Origin of the sequence: Hymenobacter volaticus (genome assembly GCF_022921055.1) — a bacterium.
GTDB lineage: Bacteria > Bacteroidota > Bacteroidia > Cytophagales > Hymenobacteraceae > Hymenobacter > Hymenobacter volaticus.
On sequence record NZ_CP095061.1, the window covers coordinates 4,599,709 to 4,618,031 of the forward strand.

An 18,323-nucleotide genomic window follows, 5' to 3' on the forward strand; every position below is an offset into this window, starting at 1 on the left:
CTTTCTATTTTTATATTTACTCATGTTCTCTTTTTCACGGTTTTCGCCGGTTATATGGTTGTCGGTTGCCAGCAGTACAGTTCTGCTTACTGGCTCCCAAACCGTTGACAAGGAAACCGTAGCAACCGATTACCACGCACTCATAGAAGCGCAACGCATTTTTGCTGCGTATGGCGGAAAACATAGCATCAAGGATGCCTTCAGCAAGTTTCTGGTTTCTGCCTACTTGTTCCGCGACGATAAATTCGTGCTTGGCGGCCCCTTTTACGCAGCCCAATCCGAACGACCTGGCCGCCTGACTTGGCGCCCCACTTACGCCCGGATAGCAGCCAGCGGCAGTTGGGGTATTACCACGGGTCCCGTCGAATTTCATCCTAATTCTGCTGCTGAGCCGCCAGTGGGCTACGGCAACTTCGTGACGCTGTGGCAAAAAACGGCCGAGGGTACTTGGCAAGCAACGTATGATGGCGGTATTAGCTACACTACCCCGGCTAGTGCCGTAACAATTGTACACCCCAAAACTTTTCCTGCGAAGCTTCAAGTAGCGGCCGACACTGTTGCGCTACGCAATAGCCTACAACAAGCCGAAGCCGCTTTTGCAACGCGAGCACAAAGCAGTTTACAGCAGGCGTATGTGCCCGTGCTGCCGCAAGCAGGCAGTGAGTTGCGTTTGCTGCGCGAAGAAGCTGTGCCCTACGTGGGGGCTGCGGCACAACGCTTGGCCTCCGAATCGAAGCAGGCGGTAATCTTTCGTCCGTTTCAAGCGGCCGTAGTTCCGTCGGGGGAGCTTGGCTACACATTGGGCTACCTTGATTTTCAGCAGCAACGGGGGCACTATCTGCGCATATGGCAGCGCGAAGGCCAACAGTGGAAACTAGCGCTAGAGCTGCTGGCAGCTAAGCTGGAATAGAGTTACAAGAATCGAACATTAAGCTTCCTACCTAAACCGTCATTTCAGCATAGCTAGGAGTGGCGGTTTGGCATTTTACTACTTGCTGCTTGCCACGCACTAGGCTGTACATGTTGCGGTTTGCGCTTATGTTTGCGGCCTCTCGAACTGTACTCCTGTATGCCTACCACTGCGCCTGCTCCACTTCAACCCGGCGACCAAGTTGCCATTGTATGCCCTGCTCGCAAAGCCTCGCATGAGGAATTGGCTGCCGCCGTGACCGTACTCGAAAGTTGGGGGTTGCGCGTAGTGTTGGGGGAGAGCACCAACGTAGAGCATCATCAGTTTGGAGGCGACGACGAAATCCGCCGCCGCGACGTGCAGCAGCAACTCGATAACCCCGCTATACGCGCCATCCTGAGTGCCCGCGGCGGCTACGGCACCACCCGCATCATCGACTCGCTGGACTTTTCCCGCTTTCCTCAGAACCCGAAATGGGTGGCCGGTTTCTCCGACATTACCGCGCTCAACTGCCACTTGCTTGCGTTGGGCCATCAGAGTATTCATGGCGTAATGCCGTTGCTTTTCCACCAACCAGGCGGGGAAGAGTCGTTGGAGAGTTTGCGCCGGGCGCTGTTCGGAGAACCTATAGTTTACACTGTAGTCCCGCATCCACTCAACCGATTCGGCACCGCTACTGGTGAGTTGATTGGCGGCAATCTGAGCTTGCTCCAAACCCTCACCGGCACCGCCTCCGATGTATCAACGGCCGGCCGCATCCTCTTTCTCGAGGACATTGACGAGTACCTGTATTCTATCGACCGAATGATGGTACACCTAGACCGCACCGGCAAGCTGCGCAACTTGGCAGGTTTGCTGGTCGGTCATTTTACCAATCCGCAGGACAACACGGTGCCTTACGGCCAGACACCCAACGAAATCATTCAGCACTACGCCAACAAGTACAGTTTTCCGGTTGCGCACAACTTTCCCGTTGGGCATGAGCCACAGAACATAGCCTTGATTTGCGGGCGTGAAGCCCGAATGACAGTGACCGAGTCGGGGACACTGATAGAGTATGTTGAGGGATAGTCTGACGCAGCTATTGCGGCTGCAGCAAGGCATGTAGCCCTTCTTTCTCGAATAGAAGTCGTCCTATTTTCAAGCTCGACCAGCCTTGCTTTAATCGGTAGGAGAATACGGGCAAACCGTTGCGCAGCACACATTCAATACAATACGTGCTGATGCCGGATTCTTTAGGAAGCTGGCTTTCTAACGCAAGCAAGTGCGTGGAAACTAAAAACGAGGAACGTCGGAAACCCGTCAGTCCCCGCACGGTTGCGTGCGTGATTTCCATGGCGTCGTCGACGTTGGTGCCGCGGAATAGCTCGTCGAAAATGGCGAACGTGCGGCCCGCGCCGCGGGCCGCGTGCAATACCAGTTTCAGGTTCTGGATTTCCGCCATAAAATGACTGTAGCCGTCGCGCAGACTATCGCGCAAGTTGATGGCAATCAGGATGGACTGGAAATAAGGTAGTTCACATCGGGAAGCGGGTACCCCTACTCCTGCGTGCGCCAGATACACGCATACGCCCACGGCTTTCAGCAAAGTGGATTTGCCAGACATGTTCGGTCCGGTCAGAACGACTACGTTTTCCGTTGGCCCTAGTACGAGTGAGTTGGTAACGGGCTGCTTTAGCAAAGGGTGATAAAATTCTTTTAAGCACAGGCCTTCTTCTTGGAAAACAGGAAACACAAAGGCATGGGTCTGCATGCCTTTGGCTACCGACCAGTACGCTTCAAATAGATGGAAGGCATCCCAAAAGGCTGTTAAATCTTCGGGTTTAATGGCTTGAAGTTGCTGAGCAAAACGAACCATGCGCGCCACCGAAAACTGGTCTTCCTGAATGGCTTGGCTGTTATTTTCTAAGCTAAAACGCTCCAGAAACCGCACCAGCACCAGCAACTGAGTGCGGTAGCCGACTGGAAATACGTGCAAGTCGAGACGGTGCACATAGTGCTGTTGCAGTCGGTGCAGAAACTGGATAACCTGCACGTACCGAGCCCGACTTTGGTAGCGCGCCTCTTCTGAGAGCAGCAGTTTCACCGATGCCTTAATATGATTGACTTCCAGGGCAACTCGGCCGCTGCTCACGTCTGCCAGAAACTTGCGTACCTCCTGGTACTGAATTTTCTGGTAGGAAAAGTTTTCTAGCACCGACCAGCTTGCTAGAAAGCCTTGCAGTATGCGTTGCTTCTCACGCACCAGTTCGGCAGTGGGCGGAAGCTCTTGCAACAGCCGTAGCACAGCCGTTTCCGCTTCCGCGTTGTGCGTGAAGTTGAACAGCGGCACTAGTTCTGCCTCAACTTGTAAATCCTCGACGTGTAACATAAGTAGGCAGCAGCTTGGCGTGCGCTTAGAACGCAAAAAGCCTCGGCAACTTGCGTGGCCGGGGCTTTTCCTATTCGGTAAGCTACTCGCAACTACTCGCCGTAAATCGTCTGCAGCGACCATAAGAGTACTCAAAGGTGGCAAACTGTGCTACTTGGCAAGCTTGCTTGTCGGTCACTTCAATAACCCGCAGGACAACACCGTACTCTACGGCCAGATGCCAAACGGTATCATTCAGCACTACGCCAATCAATATGACTTCCTGGTGGCGTCCAACTTCCTCGCGGGACACGAGCCGCGAAACATGACACTGATTTACAGAGGTGCAGCCCGAATAACGGCAAATGAATCGGGCGTACAACATACATATTGTTAGCGAATAGCTTTGCCTAAATACCTAAAAGAACAAATCCTATTGATGGAAACTTATTGAATTTCTTTATAGGGCCTTTTTGGCCAACTCAAATACATTTGCTTAAACAACGTATCTAATTTCTCTAAATTAAGTGTTGAATATTTATCGTTTTGCTTGTTCTCACTTAAAAGGTTCGTCCAGATATAGAAATCCATGTGTCTCATCTTATTAAATTCTTTTTGCTCATTTATAAATATCTTTTCAATTAATATAATAGCTTTTAATCTTTCAAAAAACACGGACTCGTCCGTTAATTCATTTAGCATCTCTTCAATGCAGTCGTACAGCTCTACCACTGACTTTTCGTAGGAGGCATTTAAGTTTGAGCCCTCTTCATAGCTCCACTTATCCATTATGCTCAGCATTGCTTTGCGCTTCTGCTGCTTCGCATCGTCCTCAAGGCTGCTCCAAACCAAATCATCTATTATGCGCTTAAGCAAAAACAGCTCTTGTTTGATACTATCAGTACCGTCCTTATCGACAAGAGGTAGCAGCTTTTCATACTGTGCCGAAAGGACCTCAAGCTGAACTTTATTATTTGTAACCATAAGGTTTACTTAATTAGCATTAGAGTTCTTCCAAGTTAATTTCTTTTATCAGAGGATCATCCTCGGTAAATCTCGGTCGGTAGCTTTTACTTGTTACTTTAAATTTTCTTTTCGACAAAAATAACACCTCATCTTCCGATTTAGCCATTGACATTTCTGTAATTCTTACGCCATTTTTTGACTTTATTCTTAGTACATATTCTCCATTCTTCCGGTACATAAAGTCATCAGCGATAAATTCTTCAAGGCTAGACGAAACGAAATTATCGTATTCAATAACATCCCCAACTGCTGCGGCAGCAAACCTTTTAGTTTCCGATTCTCCGGTGCCTCTTACTACCCAACTTTGATATTTGGGCAGTTTTTCCAATGCACCGTTAAGTACCCGTTCTTGCGCCCGAAAGAAGTCGGTCATGGGCATTTCGCCTCTTAAAGCCTGATTGAAATTGCGGTAACCTTCTCCAGTGGTGTAGTAGGCAACAACAGCCTGCTCTTCCACGGAAATCAAGTTGCTGTGTTCTCTGCTGTATAAACCCGACAAAATATTATTGCGGATTTCAACCAAAGAGCCGTTACTAAATAATATTTCAATATCACTTAAAGGTGCCGGGGCAGCTACCGCAGGCGTAGGCAGAGAAGAAGGAGATTCGCCATGTGTACCGGGAGCCGGCGCAACGAAGCTGCCACTTGTACCACTATCACGGCCCATTTGCTGCGGAGCTAGGGCAAACTGTACCACCCAGCTTGCTTCGGTGCCGCGTGTACCGGTAGCATCAAAATACTCGGTGAAGTGATGTAGGCTAGCCTGCTGAAACCATACTGTAACAAACGTACCCTGTCCGTCGGCTTGGGTGTAGGCTGCGTGGCCATCAACGATAGTAAACGGATTGGCTGCCAACTGCGTCAGTTCCGCAAGTTGTTCTTGATTAGCCAACACTTCTATTAACAACGAGCCAAAACGCACTTTGCTGCACGGCCGCCCCCGATGGTCTTGATGCTGTACCCACCGATAATGGCTCTGCTGAATCGACAGCTGTAAGCCTAGAGCAGGTAAATGCAGTGTACCGTCAAAAGAAGCACGATTCATAATAGGAGTATAGACATAAGGAAAAGCAAATTACTGCTTTTCGTCCAACTACTTTAGCGGCAGATGCACGCAACTCGTTCTAGTCAAACGAGGAAAGTTCGGCTGTTGAATGGGGCTTGGTGCAGGGCAAGCAAGTGTTGACCGAAACGGCACGGCAGACCTTACTGAACGGTCATACGCATCCCCGTCGCTGCTATCCTTTTGATTTCACAATTTCTTATTCAACTTGACTTGGTTGTTGGCACCCAACCTTCTGCCCAACAAAGCAGAACTCTACTCGCCGTAAATCGTCTGCAGCACCACTTGACCTACAGCCTTCAACGTGCGCTTGTCGATGTTGGCTAGGTTGTCTTGGGTGGTGTGGTGATAAGCGGGGAAGTAGTCGTCGCCGACGGGCAGGTGGTCGATGATGTCGATGGTGCGCACGCCGGCTTGGTTGGTGAAGACGTGGTCGTCGGTGATGCCAGGGCTATCCTGGAACAGGAAGTAGTCGGAGTAGCCGATTTGGGCGGCAATGTTCCAGACCTTGTCCACCACGTCGCGGGCCTTTTGGCGGGAGGTGTCTTCGCGACTGAACTTGCCGTTCTTGGCTCCTACCATATCCAGCAGAATGCCGTACTCGGCTTTGTAGTTAACAGGCATCAGGTTTTTGGCCCAATACTGTGAACCTAAGCACCAGCTCGAACCACCCTGTGCTTCTTGGTTGGCGAGCTTGTTGGTAAGCTCGCCTTGGGTGCTGGAATCGTAGCCGTAATCTTCGGAATCAAACAAGATGAAGTCTACGCCCACAGCCGGCGTGAGGCTGTCGGGTTGGGCTGCCAAAATCCGAGCCATTTCCAAAGCAATACCCACCCCGCTAGCTCCATCGGAGGCTCCTTCAAAAGGCGCGTTCTTTTTCTCTTTGTCTTTGTCGGCGAAGGGACGGGTATCCCAGTGGCTGAAAATGGTGACGCGCCGGGCGGCTTGGGGCTGAAACTGCGCAATAATGTTGCGGCTACGCAGCATTTTGCCATCGAAGGCCATAGCTTCGAACGGCTGCTCGCGCACCGTCAGGCCGTAACTCTTGAACTTGCCGATTACCCAATCACCTGTTCTGACGTGCGCTGGCGTGTTAGGCACCCGCGGCCCAAAAGCTACCTGCTTGGCTACGTAAGCGTAAGCCGAATCGGCATTGAAGGTGGGAGCAGCGGGTAATTTCTGCTGCTCTGGTGCAGCGGTTTCGGTGGTGCTTTTCTTATTATCGAAGCAGCCAGTAAGCAAGAAAGCCGCCAGCACGACGGGAGCAAAACGGAAGAGTTTCATGAGAGGCAAGACGGGTAAGGCAGTAGCACGAAGCTCCAGCTTCGCGCCTCGTTCAACGAATCCGGTTTGCATCGTTGCAACGAAGCCGTTGAACGATGCGCGAAGCTGGAGCTTCGCGCTACTACTCTAACGCGTTACTTACTCTTCACTGTACGCCCACTCGACGCCGGCCTTGGTGTCTTTGATGACGATGCCTTGCCCTTTCAGCGCAGCCCGGATTTCGTCCACCTTGTCGTAGGCTTTGGCGGCTTTGGCTTCCGAATAGAAATTCAGCGTCAGGTTCAGGAGCTGCTCGGCGTTGGCGCGAGGTTCGTCTACAAGACCCAACACGTCGGTTACTAGCGTGCGGTAGGCAGTTATGGCTTCGCTTAATGCAGCTTCGCTTACTTGCGCCAGCGTGGCGGGGTTGGCGGTGTAGCCATTGAACTTGCGCAACAAATTAAACAAGCCAGCAATGGCGCGGGCTGTGTTTAGGTCGTCGTTCAAGCCAATAAACGTGTCATTAATCAGCTTCCGCAATTCGGCATCAACCTTCTCAGTATCGGTGGCGCGCTCGGTGCCTTCGGGCAGAGTCAGCTTTTCGAGTTGGCGCGAACCGTTCATGAGCTTGCGGTAGCCTTTGCGCGCTGCCTGCAGAGCTTCATCGGTGATGTCGATGGTGCTGCGGTAGTGCGCTTGCAGCAAGAAGAAGCGCACCGTCATGGGCGAATAAGCCTGCGGCAGCGTGGGGTTGCGGCCTTCAAACAAATCGGTGATGGTGATAAAGTTGCCAAGCGACTTACTCATCTTGGCCCCGTTCACCGTAATCATGTTGTTGTGCATCCACACCTGGGCTTCGTTGGTAGGATGCGCGCAAGCCTGGCTCTGGGCTATTTCGCACTCGTGGTGCGGAAACATCAGATCCAGGCCGCCGCCGTGAATGTCGAACTCGGCGCCGAGGTACTTGCGGCTCATGGCCGAGCACTCTAGGTGCCAGCCCGGAAATCCTTCGCCGGGCACTTCTCCGAAGGGTGAAGGCCAGCGCATGAGGTGGCGCTCGTCAGCTCGCTTCCAGAGCGCAAAATCCAGCGGGCTGCGCTTTTCCTGCTGCCCGGCCAAGTTGTCGCGCGAGCCAGCCAGCAATTCTTCCACCACGCGGTTCGAGAGCTTGCCGTAGCCGCGGCCGGCGGCATTGTAAGCGGGTACATCAAAGTATACCGAGCCGTTCACCTCGTACGCAAATCCGTTGGCCATGATTTCCTGAATCATCTGGATTTGCTCAGTGATGTGGCCGCTGGCGCGAGGCTCGATGTCGGGCGGCAAGCAACCGAGCACCTCCATGTGGCGGTGGTAGAGGTTGGCATACTGCTCGGCCACCTGCATGGGCTCCAGCTTTTGGGCGCGGGCTCTTCTTGATATTTTGTCTTCGCCTTCGTCGGCGTCGTTTTCGAGGTGGCCTACATCAGTGATGTTGCGAACATAGCGCACCGTGTAGCCTAAGTGGCGCAAATAGCGCGTCAGCACATCAAACACCACCGGACCCCGGGCATTGCCCACGTGCGCCTCACTATACACCGTTGGGCCGCAGAGGTAGACGCCCACGAAAGGTGCGTTTAGGGGTTCGAAAGTGGCTTTGCGGCGAGTAAGCGTATTATAAAGCGAGAGTGTAGGCAGCATTCAACAAAAGTATCACGGATTTAAACGGATTTAGCGGCTCGGGCGGATTTCGTGTACTTCCGCTTTCACATCTGGCTGTAACAGCACAAGCTTGAAAAGTGCTCCGGCAGCCCGAATTATGCAGAAATCAGGTGCTTTTACACGCAACTAAGTCTATAACCTGACTCATGAAGCACAAAACTCTTTGCGTAGAGTATATAAAGTTCATTTCACAGTTTAAGAAATCAGGTTTGCAGTATAAAACGCCTTCTGTTTGATGGCGCCTACGCTCGACAAACGAGCTTTGCATGTCTGGTTTTTCCCCGGCCTATTTAGACCAAGGTAATGACAGCATCTTTTCCTTGCTGCTCCTCCCTCCTCACTTCGGCATCAGTCGATAAGTAGCAGTAGTCGGGTAGTGGTCGGAATAGGGAATCTCGTAATGAACCCAGAAGTCATCCACCACCCATTCGGGGCTAGCAAACTGGTTGTCGATGCGGATGAAGGGAAGTTGGCCGTGGTAGGTCGGACCGACGCCATTGCCTACTGTGGCCCAGGCGTTCTGAAAGTGGTCGGCTATTTGGTCGTAGCTGTAGCTGTAGGGCAGGTCGTTGAGATCGGCGCAGAGCAGTAGCGGATACGGGCTGCGCTCGAAGCGGCGGGTGAGCGTATCGACCTGCCAACTCCGCGACACCATACCGCGCTTGAAACGACGCATCAGGCCGAGAGCTTTGTTGCGAAAGCCGGCTTTGCTGGAGTAGCTGTCCACGATGTCGCGCTCATCAAGGCTCATGCTTTGCAAATGGAAATTGAACACCCGAATGGTATCCTTGTTCGGCAGGCGCAAGTCTGCCCACATGGCGTGGTTCTGCGTGAGCTTCCCGAAGTTGACGGTGCCTCGGCGCAGGATAGGATACCGCGAAAATATGGCCATGCCAAATTCGGCGCCAGCCCGGTTGGTCAGACTGCGAGAAACGAAGCTTTGCCGCCCGCTGCGCACCCCGATTCGCTCTACACTATTGAAAACGTCTTTCTCCTTGCTAGTAGAACTCTGGGGCTCGTTGTAGAACTCTTGCAGGCAGATGATTTCGGCCGGATTGTCGGCTACCCATTGAATCAGCTTTTTTGACGACGCCAGATCCGGGTCGCGCAACTGCGGATACACATTGAAGATGCGCACATTAGAAGAGAGCACCCGCACCCGTAGCCCGGGCTCATCGGCTGCAGGCGCCACTCGCAATGGATGCAAGGCCACTCCGCGCTGCAGATGCGGCCACGTTAGCACCGCTACTAGCAACGGCAATGCCGCTACCCGCCAGTTGCGCAGCAACCAATACGGCACGGATAGCAAATTCAGAAGCAGCGCAACCGGTAGCGTGAGGGCCACGAAAGCCGCGGGCCAGAAAGTGTAGGCAGGTACCTGCACGCAAGCAATGGCCGCGAGCAGCCACCCGATAATGAGCAAGGTGCAGGTGAAAGCAAACGAACGACGCACAGCAGAAAAGTTACGGCCCTAGACCGCAGATGACAAGCAAAGGTAAGAGTAACCACCCAAGGCAGCAGACTTGCATATTGCACAAGAAGCAAGCCCGAATTTCGTTGTACTTTCAGGTTCGTTTTTTCTTTAGGCAGCAATAAAAGGAAGTTGAACTTGTGCTTATGCCTAATCTTCTGACTAGCAGATAGTATAGCTTTACCTTACAGCTTGCGCCATTGTCTTATTTTACTACAGTCTATGCCCCTTTTTACAGTACGGTTTTTCTTTTCTGGCTTATTGCTGCTCGTGGCCCCGCGCCTGATGGCAACGGCCCTTCCTAAGCTGAACGAAGCGCCGCGGGAAGGTGCTTCGTTGGAGTTCATTGAAAACAAGGGCCAATGGGACGGTCAGGCCCGCTATGCAGCTGCTCTGCCAGCTGGACAATTGTTTATTGGCACCGCGGGTTTCACTTACAGCTTTCTTGACCCGGTGGCATTGCGCAATCACTCGCATCACGGCCATGAGGATGCTCCCAAAACCTCTGCTTCCGATGTGTTGCACGGTCACTCCTACTCGGTAACGTTCGAGGGTGCCAACCGTTCCCCCGTTTTAACTGCGGAAGAAATAACACCCGCGCCCTACAACTACTTCCGCGGCAACAACCCCAAACGCTGGGCAAGCAATGCGCGAAGCTTCCGGCGTCTACGCTACACCAACTTATATCCTGGCATTGGTGCAGTCCTCTACGAAAATGATGGTCAGCATTTGGAATACGACTTTCAAGTGAGTCCCGGAGCCAAGCCAGCAGCCATTCGGCTTCGCTACGCCGGCCCCGACCGCCTTACCCTCACGTCGGAGGGTAACCTGCTGATTGAAACTTCGGTGGGGAAGGTTACCGAACAAGCTCCCAAAGCTTGGCAGGACATCAGAGGGCAGCGCGTAGCTGTGCCTTGTGCCTTTGAGTTGAAAGGTAACACAGTCAGCTTCCAACCCAGCAAATACGACCCACGCTACGCCCTCACCATCGACCCGACAGTTATTTTCTCGTCGTTTACGGGGTCACTAGGCGACAACTGGGGCTTCACGGCCACCTACGATGCGCAAGGCAATATGTATTCGGGTGGTACCGTCTTCGCACCAGGTTACCCAACCAGCCCCGGCGCTTTCCAGACCACGTTTCGGGGAGCTTCGGATGTGGGAATTATCAAGTACAATACTGCCGTTAGCGGCAGCACGGCGCGCCTATACGCCACTTATCTAGGTGGTAGTAGCATGGATGCTCCGCACAGTATGGTGGTCAATCCGCAGGGTGAGTTGGTGGTCATGGGTTCAACGGGGTCCAGCAATTTCCCGACCACTAACGGCTCCTACGATACCTCGCATAATGGCGGGACCCGCATTACCCCTGACGAAAGCATTAATTTCAAGGACTTTCTGTACGATAATGGGGCCGATATTTTTATTGCCAAGCTTTCAGCCAACGGTAGCACCCTCACCGGTAGCACATTTGTGGGTGGCTCCGGCACCGACGGCGTTGCGTCGCAGCTAAATGGTACTGTTACCTTCGACGGCCTGCCCGGCTCGCCCGTTATCAACTACGGCGACCAGTTCCGTGGCGACGTGGTAACCGACGGGGATGGTAACGTATATATAGCTTCCGTCACAAATAGCACCAACTTCCCTACGCCCAATGGCTACCGCACCAGATTTCAGGGCGGCCCTTTCGATGCGGTAGTTTTGAAACTATCGGCTGACCTACGAACCCTGCTGTGGTCTACGTACTTGGGTGGCAGCAATGCGGAGGCAGCTTATTCTTTGCAGGTAGATGCTACCCGCGGAGTGTACGTGGCCGGCGGCACGCTAAGCAACAACTTCCCTACTACCTCTGGAAGTTTACAATCCAACTTCCAAGGTAGTGTCGATGGCTTTATAACTCATTTGAGCAATACGGGCAGCGCGGTGTTGCAATCATCCTTTATTGGCACCGGAGCTTACGACCAGGCTTTTTTCGTGCAGCTCGACGCGGCTAGCAACGTGTACCTGCTGGGCCAAACGCAAGGTCAAATGCCGATTAGTGCCGGGTGCTACGGCGTGGCCAACGGGCGACAGTTCATTCAGAAACTGAATCCTACACTCAACACTCTTTTCTACGGCACCCGCATTGGGAGTGGCAGCACGCTTTTCCCTGACATTTCTCTCACAGCTTTCCTCGTTGATGATTGTGAGCGAATCTACATTAGTGGCTGGGGCGGCCAGGTCAACGACCGAGGGGTTCCTCGCAATGGTAGCAGCACTCGGGGCCTGCCTATCACGGCCAATGCCATCCAATCTACCACCGACGGCTCCGACTTCTACCTGGCTCAGTTCCGGCCCGGCATGCAGTCGTTGGAGTATGGCACCTTCTACGGCGAACGAGGTGGTGGCGGCGAACATGTCGACGGCGGCACTTCGCGCTTCGATAAGAAAGGAGTAGTTTATCAGGCCGTATGCGGCGGTTGCGGACGCACTTCCGGCTTCCCTGTTCCCTCAGGCGCCAACACCTATTCCACTACCAACCGCAGCGACAACTGCAACAACGCCGCGTTCAAGATTGACTTCGGCATCATCACCGCTGACCCAGGTCCGAGTCGTTATGTGTGCGTGAACAATGGCCCTATCCAGTTGGGCGGCTCTCCGGCTGGCGGTACGTGGTCGGGACCGGGCGTATCGGCGCTACCAGGCGGTGGTTACCAGTTCACGCCTTCGCAAGCTCGCCTTGGGGCCAACATTCTCACGTATTCGGTGAATGCCACCGGCACCTGCGTCAGTTCTCGGCCCTTGCGCATGACCGTAACGCCAGAAAGGCCGATAACCTTCGCGCCTGTTGCGGCTGCTTGTCTGCCGGCTGGCAACGTGCCCCTGACGGCAACTCCGGCTGGGGCACATTCAGCGGCCCTGGTGTAGCAGGCAACACCTTCAGTCCCACCGCTGCTGGTCCGGGCACGCACACGCTTACTTATACGCTCTCCGACTCCCTAGGCTGCGGCTCTGCCGTCCAGACAGTGCGGCTCACTGTAGCACCAGCAGTACGAGCCGGCCGCGACACTACTATTTGTGCCGATCAAATTCAGGCGTTCCAAATGCGGGGCATGTCTCCGGCTGGTGGCACCTGGAGTGGCACAGGCGTTACGCCGAGCGGCATGTTTACCCCACCCAACACCAACAACCGGGGCGGCATCTACCAACTGAGCTACACCTATACCATAAACGGCTGCGCCACTGCTGCTACTCGCACCGTAGTAGTAACACCCGCCTCGGCGGTCAACGTCTCCCTTAATCTGCCCGAATGCTCGGCTAACCCGCAATACACAGGCTTGGCACCTTTTACTTGCCAATTCGAGCCCGTATTGGCCGGGGGTACCTACGATTGGGACTTTGGCGACGGCAGCAGGCACTCCCCCGAAGCTAGCCCCACTCACGTGTATGCCAACCCTGGTTCCTACCGAGTGAAGCTCATCGCGCGCTATGCAGGCTGCGTAGTGGAAACCGCTTTTGCCCCGGTGGAAGTAGGCGACATGAAAGTCCCCAACATCATCACACCCAACGGCGACTCGCTCAACGACGCGTTCAAACCACGCTTCAGCTGCAAGCCAACTCTCCTGCAAGTGTTCAACCGCTGGGGAACCCTCGTGTACGAAATCAAAGACTACCACAACGACTGGAGCGGTAAAAGTCTCCCCGATGGGGTCTACTATTACCTGCTACGCGACACCGACGAGCGCCGAGCTAAAGGCTGGCTGGAAATAAAACGCTAGCATATTTTCTCAGTAAGCGCCCCGCTCCAACTATTTCAGGAGCGGGGCGCTTTTCTTTTGCCCAAGCTTCTTGCCTTTATCCTATCTTGCGTGCTTATTCTTATCGAGCATTCTATTGTATATGCCAAAAAAGCTACTGTTTCTTGCAGCTTTTAGCTGTTTCCTAACTACCCTAATTCAAGCCCAATCTGAAAAGTCTGCTTCCTCAAGTTTAGAGTTTATAGAAAACCGGGGCCAATGGCCTAAACCAGTCCGCTACACGGCTGATGTTCCCGGCGGGCGGTTGTTTTTAGAATCCCAGGGGTTGACGTATTCGTTGCTGGCAGGGGTGCCGCATGCTCACGAAGACCCCGAACACGCCACTGCAAACAGCGAAGTCAAGGCACATGCCGTACGGGTAACCTTTGAAGGAAGTAAGCCGGAGCCTGCCCTACGAGCTGACAACCAAACCGCTGAAGTTCGCAACTACCTACGCGGCAACGACCCCAAACACTGGGCACACAATGTTCCGGGGTTTCGGGAGTTGCGCTACGCCGAGATATGGCCCGGCATTGGGAGTCACTTCTACGAAAACCAACATCAGCAACTGGAATACGACTTCGAGTTGGCTGCCGATGCAAATCCTGACGCCATCCAACTGCGCTACGATGGTGCCGAGGCTCTAACGCTCACCGCCGAAGGTAGTCTCGAAATCCGCACTTCGGTAGGAATGCTGCGCGAACTGGCCCGAAAGCGTGGCAAACCGATGCCGTCGGCCACCGCAGGCCTATATCCTGTGCCTACGTGCTGGAAGGCCGCACGGTGCACTTTCGGCTGGGCACCTACAACCGGCACTTGCCACTCACTATTGACCCCACCGTAATATTCTCTTCGTACACCGGTGCTACCTCCGACAACTGGGGCTTCACGGCCACATACGATGCGCAGGGCAATATGTATTCGGGCGGCATTGTGTTCGGAGCTGGCTACCCGACCACTGTAGGCGCTTTCAGCACCACGTTCAGCGGCATCATCGACATTGGCATCATTAAGTACAACACGGCTACTACCGGCTCTGCTGCCCGAGTTTGGGCCACGTACATAGGTGGCTCACAAGTCGACTTCCCCCACAGCCTGGTAGTGAACAACCAAGGCGAACTAGCTCTGCTGGGCACCACGGCTTCTCCCGACTATCCTACCTCTGCCACGGCATACGACCGGACCTTTAATGGGGGCACGCCAATTTCTCCATCGGGGTTCAGCAGTTTTTCTGGCGGCTCCGACTTGGTAGTGACGCGCCTGAGCGCCGACGGCAGTGCCTTGCTTGGCTCCACCTACCTGGGCGGCGACGGCAACGATGGTTTGCTGGATATTACGACCTCGCTCGTGCGCAATTATGGCGACTCTTTTCGGGGTGACATTTTACTGGATGCCAACAACAATATGTATCTGGCATCTAGCACCACCTCTGCCAACTTCCCCACTAGCAACGGCCTGGGCGGGGCCTATCGAGGCGGTACCCATGATGCTGTAGTGTGCAAACTCAATTCTACGGCCAGCACCTTGCTGTGGAGTAGCTTTGTTGGTGGTGCCGGCGCCGATGCGGCCTATTCATTGCAACTAGACACTGCCGGTGGCCTTTACGTGAGCGGCGGAACCACGAGCACCAACTTCCCTACCACTGCCGCCGCACTCAACCCAACAGCCCAGGGCAGCGTCGATGGTTTTGTGGCACGAATCAACAGCGCCGGCAATTTGATTCAACACGCTACTTACCTGGGCACTAGCTCCTACGACCAAACCTATTTCCTACAGCTCGATGGCAGCGGTGCCGTGTATGTATTGGGCCAGACTTTGGGTAGCTACCCCGTTACGAGCGGACGCTACCAGAATGCAGGCGGCAAGCAATTCATCCACAAGCTCACCCCCGACCTTACCACCACCGACTTCTCGACTGTGTTTGGGAGCGGACGCTCGACTATCGACATTTCGCCCACCGCTTTTCTGGTCGATCAGTGCAACCGCATCTACGTGAGTGGCTGGGGCGGCAGCGCAAACCAGTATAGTGTTTTCGCCAACGGCAACACCTTCAACCTGCCGGTTACACCTACGGCCGTGCAAAGCACCACCGATGGTGCTGACTTCTATCTGATGCAGTTGGCCCCCGATGCTACCCGCCTCGACTACGCTACCTTTTTCGGGCAGTCGGGCGGGGGTGACCACGTGGACGGAGGCACTTCGCGCTTCGATCCGCGGGGCTTTGTGTACCAAGCAGTATGCGCTTGCGGAAGAACTAATGGCTTTCCGGTCCCGCCTGGGGCAGGCACTTACTCTAGTACTTCTGGTTACTTCAACTGCAACAATGCTGCCTTCAAATTCAACTTCGAGACCGTAAATGTCGTGGCCGGCATCGACCGTGACGTGTGTGTTACATCGGCTCCGCAGCCTTTGATTGGCTCCCCGGCTGGGGGCGTCTGGACAGGTCCCGGTGTATCGGGTTCGGTGGCTACTAGCTTTGTATTCACTCCTACGTCGGCGCTACTTGGCTTGCAAACTCTCACGTACACAGTTACGGGTTTTGGTCCATGCGGGGGTATCTCCACCTTGCGGCTGATGGTAGTTTCTTCGCCTGTACCCGCCTTCACGGCTCCCACTCAAACTACTTTTTGCTTGGGCACAGGCGCGCCAGTTCCTACTATGACCTTGGCGGCAATACCTGCTGGCGGCACCTTCTCCGGGCCGGGCGTGACGGGCAACGTGTTTAATCCCAACGTGGCTGGCCCCGGCAGCCACACGCTCATCTACACCGTGAATGCCGGTGGCTGCCTCCTCCAAACCACGCAAACTATAACAGGTATTCGAGCTACTACTGGTCCGGCTATTACCGTGTGTTCAAACGGGGCGGCTACTCCACTAGTAGGGTCGCCGGCAGGTGGCACTTGGAGTGGGCCGGGAGTATCTGGCTCTGTAGCAGCAGGATTTATGTTCACGCCGGCATCAGCGCTAGTTGGTTCACGGGTGCTTACCTATACAGTTACGGGAAATGGGGGCTGCACTAGCACGGCCACTCTCACGGCCACTGTGTTTCAGTATCCTACTTTTACGCCCCCTACTCTACCAGCTTACTGCACGGCTACTACCACACCAATAGCCTTACCGAACGGCGTACTGTGGAGCGGCCGGGGGGTGCGCGGGCCAACTAGCACCGGTTTCACATTCACGCCATCTTTAACCGGAGCAGGCACGTTCACGCTGAGTTACACCACTGGTTTTGGCCTCTGCGATGTATCGGGCACTGTTCCCGTTACGGTAACTAGCCCAGTTACTGTTAGCATGCCTGCTGATACTGTTTTGTGTCCAGGTACCACGCAGCCGTTTCAGCTTCGGGCAACCACGGCCGGCGGCACTTGGTCGGGAGCTAATGTAACTAGTGCAGGTCTTTTCACCCCTCCAGCTGGCTTCAGTGGCTTTACTACCCTTACTTATACGGTTGCGACAGGTGCATGCACCAATACGGCTACTCGGCGGGTAAGCGTAGCAGAAGTGCCCACGTACGCAGCCCGTTGGAACGCTGAGCTGTGCGCCGAGACGCGTGAGGCCCCGCTAAGCGTGCGCTTCTCAGATCCAGTCAACAACTCGGTTGGTGTGCGCTGGGACTTCGGCGACGGCACTCAGGGCGTCGGCAATACGACCACTCACGTATACGCACAACCTGGCCGTTATACACCCCACATCATCAGATCTTATAATAACAGCCTGTGCACTGTGCAGGTTGATCTGCCGGTAGTTGAAGTCACGAAAGCGCACGAGATTCCCAACATCATCACGCCCAACGGCGACAACAAGAACGAGTACTTTGAAGCCACCAACGGTTGTCCGGCTCGGCTACAGATTTTCTCTCGCTGGGGCAGCAAGGTGTACGAATCGGTCTCCTACCGCAACAACTGGAATGGCGACGAGCTTCCCAACGGCGTATATTACTACCTCATCCAACCAGCCAATGGCGCTTCTATTAAAGGCTGGGTAGAAATCAGTAGATAAAGTAAAGGCAAATACGCTGTCTGGTATCAACCTTCTATATAGTATCCGCTTGTTGAAAGCCTCGTGGTCAGATACTCAACCACAGGAATCGAGCCTCACAGGAGTTGCGTAAGCCGCTGGTTACTCCCTGTACCGCTAGGCAGCTTGCTTTCGGCCATTTATCACCGTATATTTGCGCAGTATTCTGATTGTGAAGAGGGGACGTAGCGTCCCCTCTTTCTTTTATCACCTGGTCCAAGCTTAAATGAATTTCGATCAAACCCGCATTGCGGAAATGCTCCAGGAGAGCCTCACCGGCAACCAGCTGTTTGTGGTGAACCTAAGTGTGTCCGACGCCGTTCGTCCTAAAATCACTGTCACACTCGATAGTGAAGAAGGCCTCGGTATCGATGAATGCGCGCAGGTGAGCCGCCGATTGGCTCGCCGCATCGATGAGGCGTATGGGGAAGATGCGACCTACTCGCTGGAAGTTACTTCGCCCGGCGCCGACCAGCCGCTCATTGACCCGCGCCAGTACACGCGCCACGTGGGCCGCAGCTTAAGTTTGAAGCTAGCCGACGGCACCGAGAAAACCGGCAAACTGGAAGCTACCGAAGCAACGGGCATTCAGCTGGCGGAAGTAATAAAGGAAAAGAGCAAGCAGAAAACACTACCCGCCGTGCTGGTGCCGTTCACCGACATTCAGGAGGCGCGAGTAGTTATTTCATTTAAGTAAATTAACTGATTGAATTGCCAACTAGCTGGCTTATAAAGCTTAATTGCTC

The 18,323-nt window shown here is 54.1% G+C and carries 13 protein-coding genes and 1 pseudogene; 8 read left to right on the plus strand and 6 right to left on the minus strand.

The window, feature by feature from the left end:
• Positions 1-22: 22 nt before the first annotated feature.
• Positions 23-910: a Cif family virulence factor gene (locus tag MUN86_RS20115; RefSeq protein WP_245119783.1), complete on the plus strand. Its 888-nt coding sequence runs from the start codon at positions 23-25 to the stop codon at positions 908-910.
• 159 nt (positions 911-1,069) lie between these two features.
• The gene (locus MUN86_RS20120; protein WP_245119784.1) at positions 1,070-1,981 is read left to right on the plus strand and encodes a S66 peptidase family protein; all 912 of its coding nucleotides are present in this window, start codon (positions 1,070-1,072) and stop codon (positions 1,979-1,981) included.
• Positions 1,982-1,991: 10 nt separating this feature from the next.
• On the opposite strand, the gene MUN86_RS20125 is transcribed toward MUN86_RS20120, so the two are convergent.
• Entirely contained in the window at positions 1,992-3,281 is a 1,290-nt protein-coding gene (locus tag MUN86_RS20125; RefSeq protein ID WP_245119785.1) for a MutS-related protein, read from the minus strand.
• Between the two features lie 19 nt (positions 3,282-3,300).
• On the opposite strand from MUN86_RS20125, the gene MUN86_RS32455 reads away from it, so the two are divergent.
• Positions 3,301-3,657, plus strand: a complete 357-nt coding sequence (locus tag MUN86_RS32455) for a hypothetical protein (protein WP_375379445.1) — start codon at positions 3,301-3,303, stop codon at positions 3,655-3,657.
• 50 nt (positions 3,658-3,707) lie between these two features.
• Here MUN86_RS32455 and MUN86_RS20130 read toward each other — a convergent pair whose 3' ends face one another.
• The 5 genes from MUN86_RS20130 to MUN86_RS20150 form a co-directional block, all read right to left on the minus strand.
• The gene (locus tag MUN86_RS20130) at positions 3,708-4,244 is read right to left on the minus strand and encodes a hypothetical protein (protein ID WP_245119786.1); all 537 of its coding nucleotides are present in this window, start codon (positions 4,242-4,244) and stop codon (positions 3,708-3,710) included.
• A gap of 19 nt (positions 4,245-4,263) precedes the next feature.
• The gene (tssD, locus tag MUN86_RS20135) at positions 4,264-5,331 is read right to left on the minus strand and encodes a type VI secretion system tube protein TssD (RefSeq protein WP_245119787.1); all 1,068 of its coding nucleotides are present in this window, start codon (positions 5,329-5,331) and stop codon (positions 4,264-4,266) included.
• A gap of 273 nt (positions 5,332-5,604) precedes the next feature.
• Complete coding sequence (locus tag MUN86_RS20140; protein WP_245119788.1) at positions 5,605-6,633, minus strand: M28 family peptidase; 1,029 nt, start codon at positions 6,631-6,633, stop codon at positions 5,605-5,607.
• A gap of 138 nt (positions 6,634-6,771) precedes the next feature.
• Entirely contained in the window at positions 6,772-8,289 is a 1,518-nt protein-coding gene (cysS, locus tag MUN86_RS20145) for a cysteine--tRNA ligase (protein ID WP_245119789.1), read from the minus strand.
• Positions 8,290-8,647: 358 nt separating this feature from the next.
• Positions 8,648-9,763 carry an endonuclease/exonuclease/phosphatase family protein gene (locus tag MUN86_RS20150; RefSeq protein WP_245119790.1) on the minus strand — a complete coding sequence of 372 codons (1,116 nt, stop codon included), beginning with the start codon at positions 9,761-9,763 and terminating at the stop codon, positions 8,648-8,650.
• 240 nt (positions 9,764-10,003) lie between these two features.
• Here MUN86_RS20150 and MUN86_RS20155 point away from each other — a divergent pair, with 240 nt between their 5' ends.
• The 5 genes and pseudogenes from MUN86_RS20155 to rimP all read left to right on the plus strand — a co-directional run bounded on the left by MUN86_RS20155 (position 10,004) and on the right by rimP (position 18,274).
• Positions 10,004-12,688 carry a DUF7948 domain-containing protein gene (locus tag MUN86_RS20155; protein ID WP_245119791.1) on the plus strand — a complete coding sequence of 895 codons (2,685 nt, stop codon included), beginning with the start codon at positions 10,004-10,006 and terminating at the stop codon, positions 12,686-12,688.
• A complete protein-coding gene (locus MUN86_RS20160; RefSeq protein ID WP_245119792.1) occupies positions 12,619-13,539 on the plus strand; it encodes a T9SS type B sorting domain-containing protein in 921 nt (306 codons plus the stop codon). The genes MUN86_RS20155 and MUN86_RS20160 overlap by 70 nt, the downstream gene beginning before the upstream one ends.
• Positions 13,540-13,660: 121 nt before the next feature.
• Positions 13,661-14,337: pseudogene (locus MUN86_RS20165) on the plus strand (DUF7948 domain-containing protein); the annotation flags it as partial.
• Between the two features lie 2,514 nt (positions 14,338-16,851).
• Positions 16,852-17,559 (plus strand): T9SS type B sorting domain-containing protein, encoded by a 708-nt coding sequence (locus tag MUN86_RS32695; RefSeq protein WP_441319120.1) that lies wholly within the window; start codon positions 16,852-16,854, stop codon positions 17,557-17,559.
• Positions 17,560-17,803: 244 nt separating this feature from the next.
• Positions 17,804-18,274 (plus strand): ribosome maturation factor RimP, encoded by a 471-nt coding sequence (gene rimP, locus MUN86_RS20175; RefSeq protein ID WP_245119795.1) that lies wholly within the window; start codon positions 17,804-17,806, stop codon positions 18,272-18,274.
• Positions 18,275-18,323: the final 49 nt, after the last annotated feature.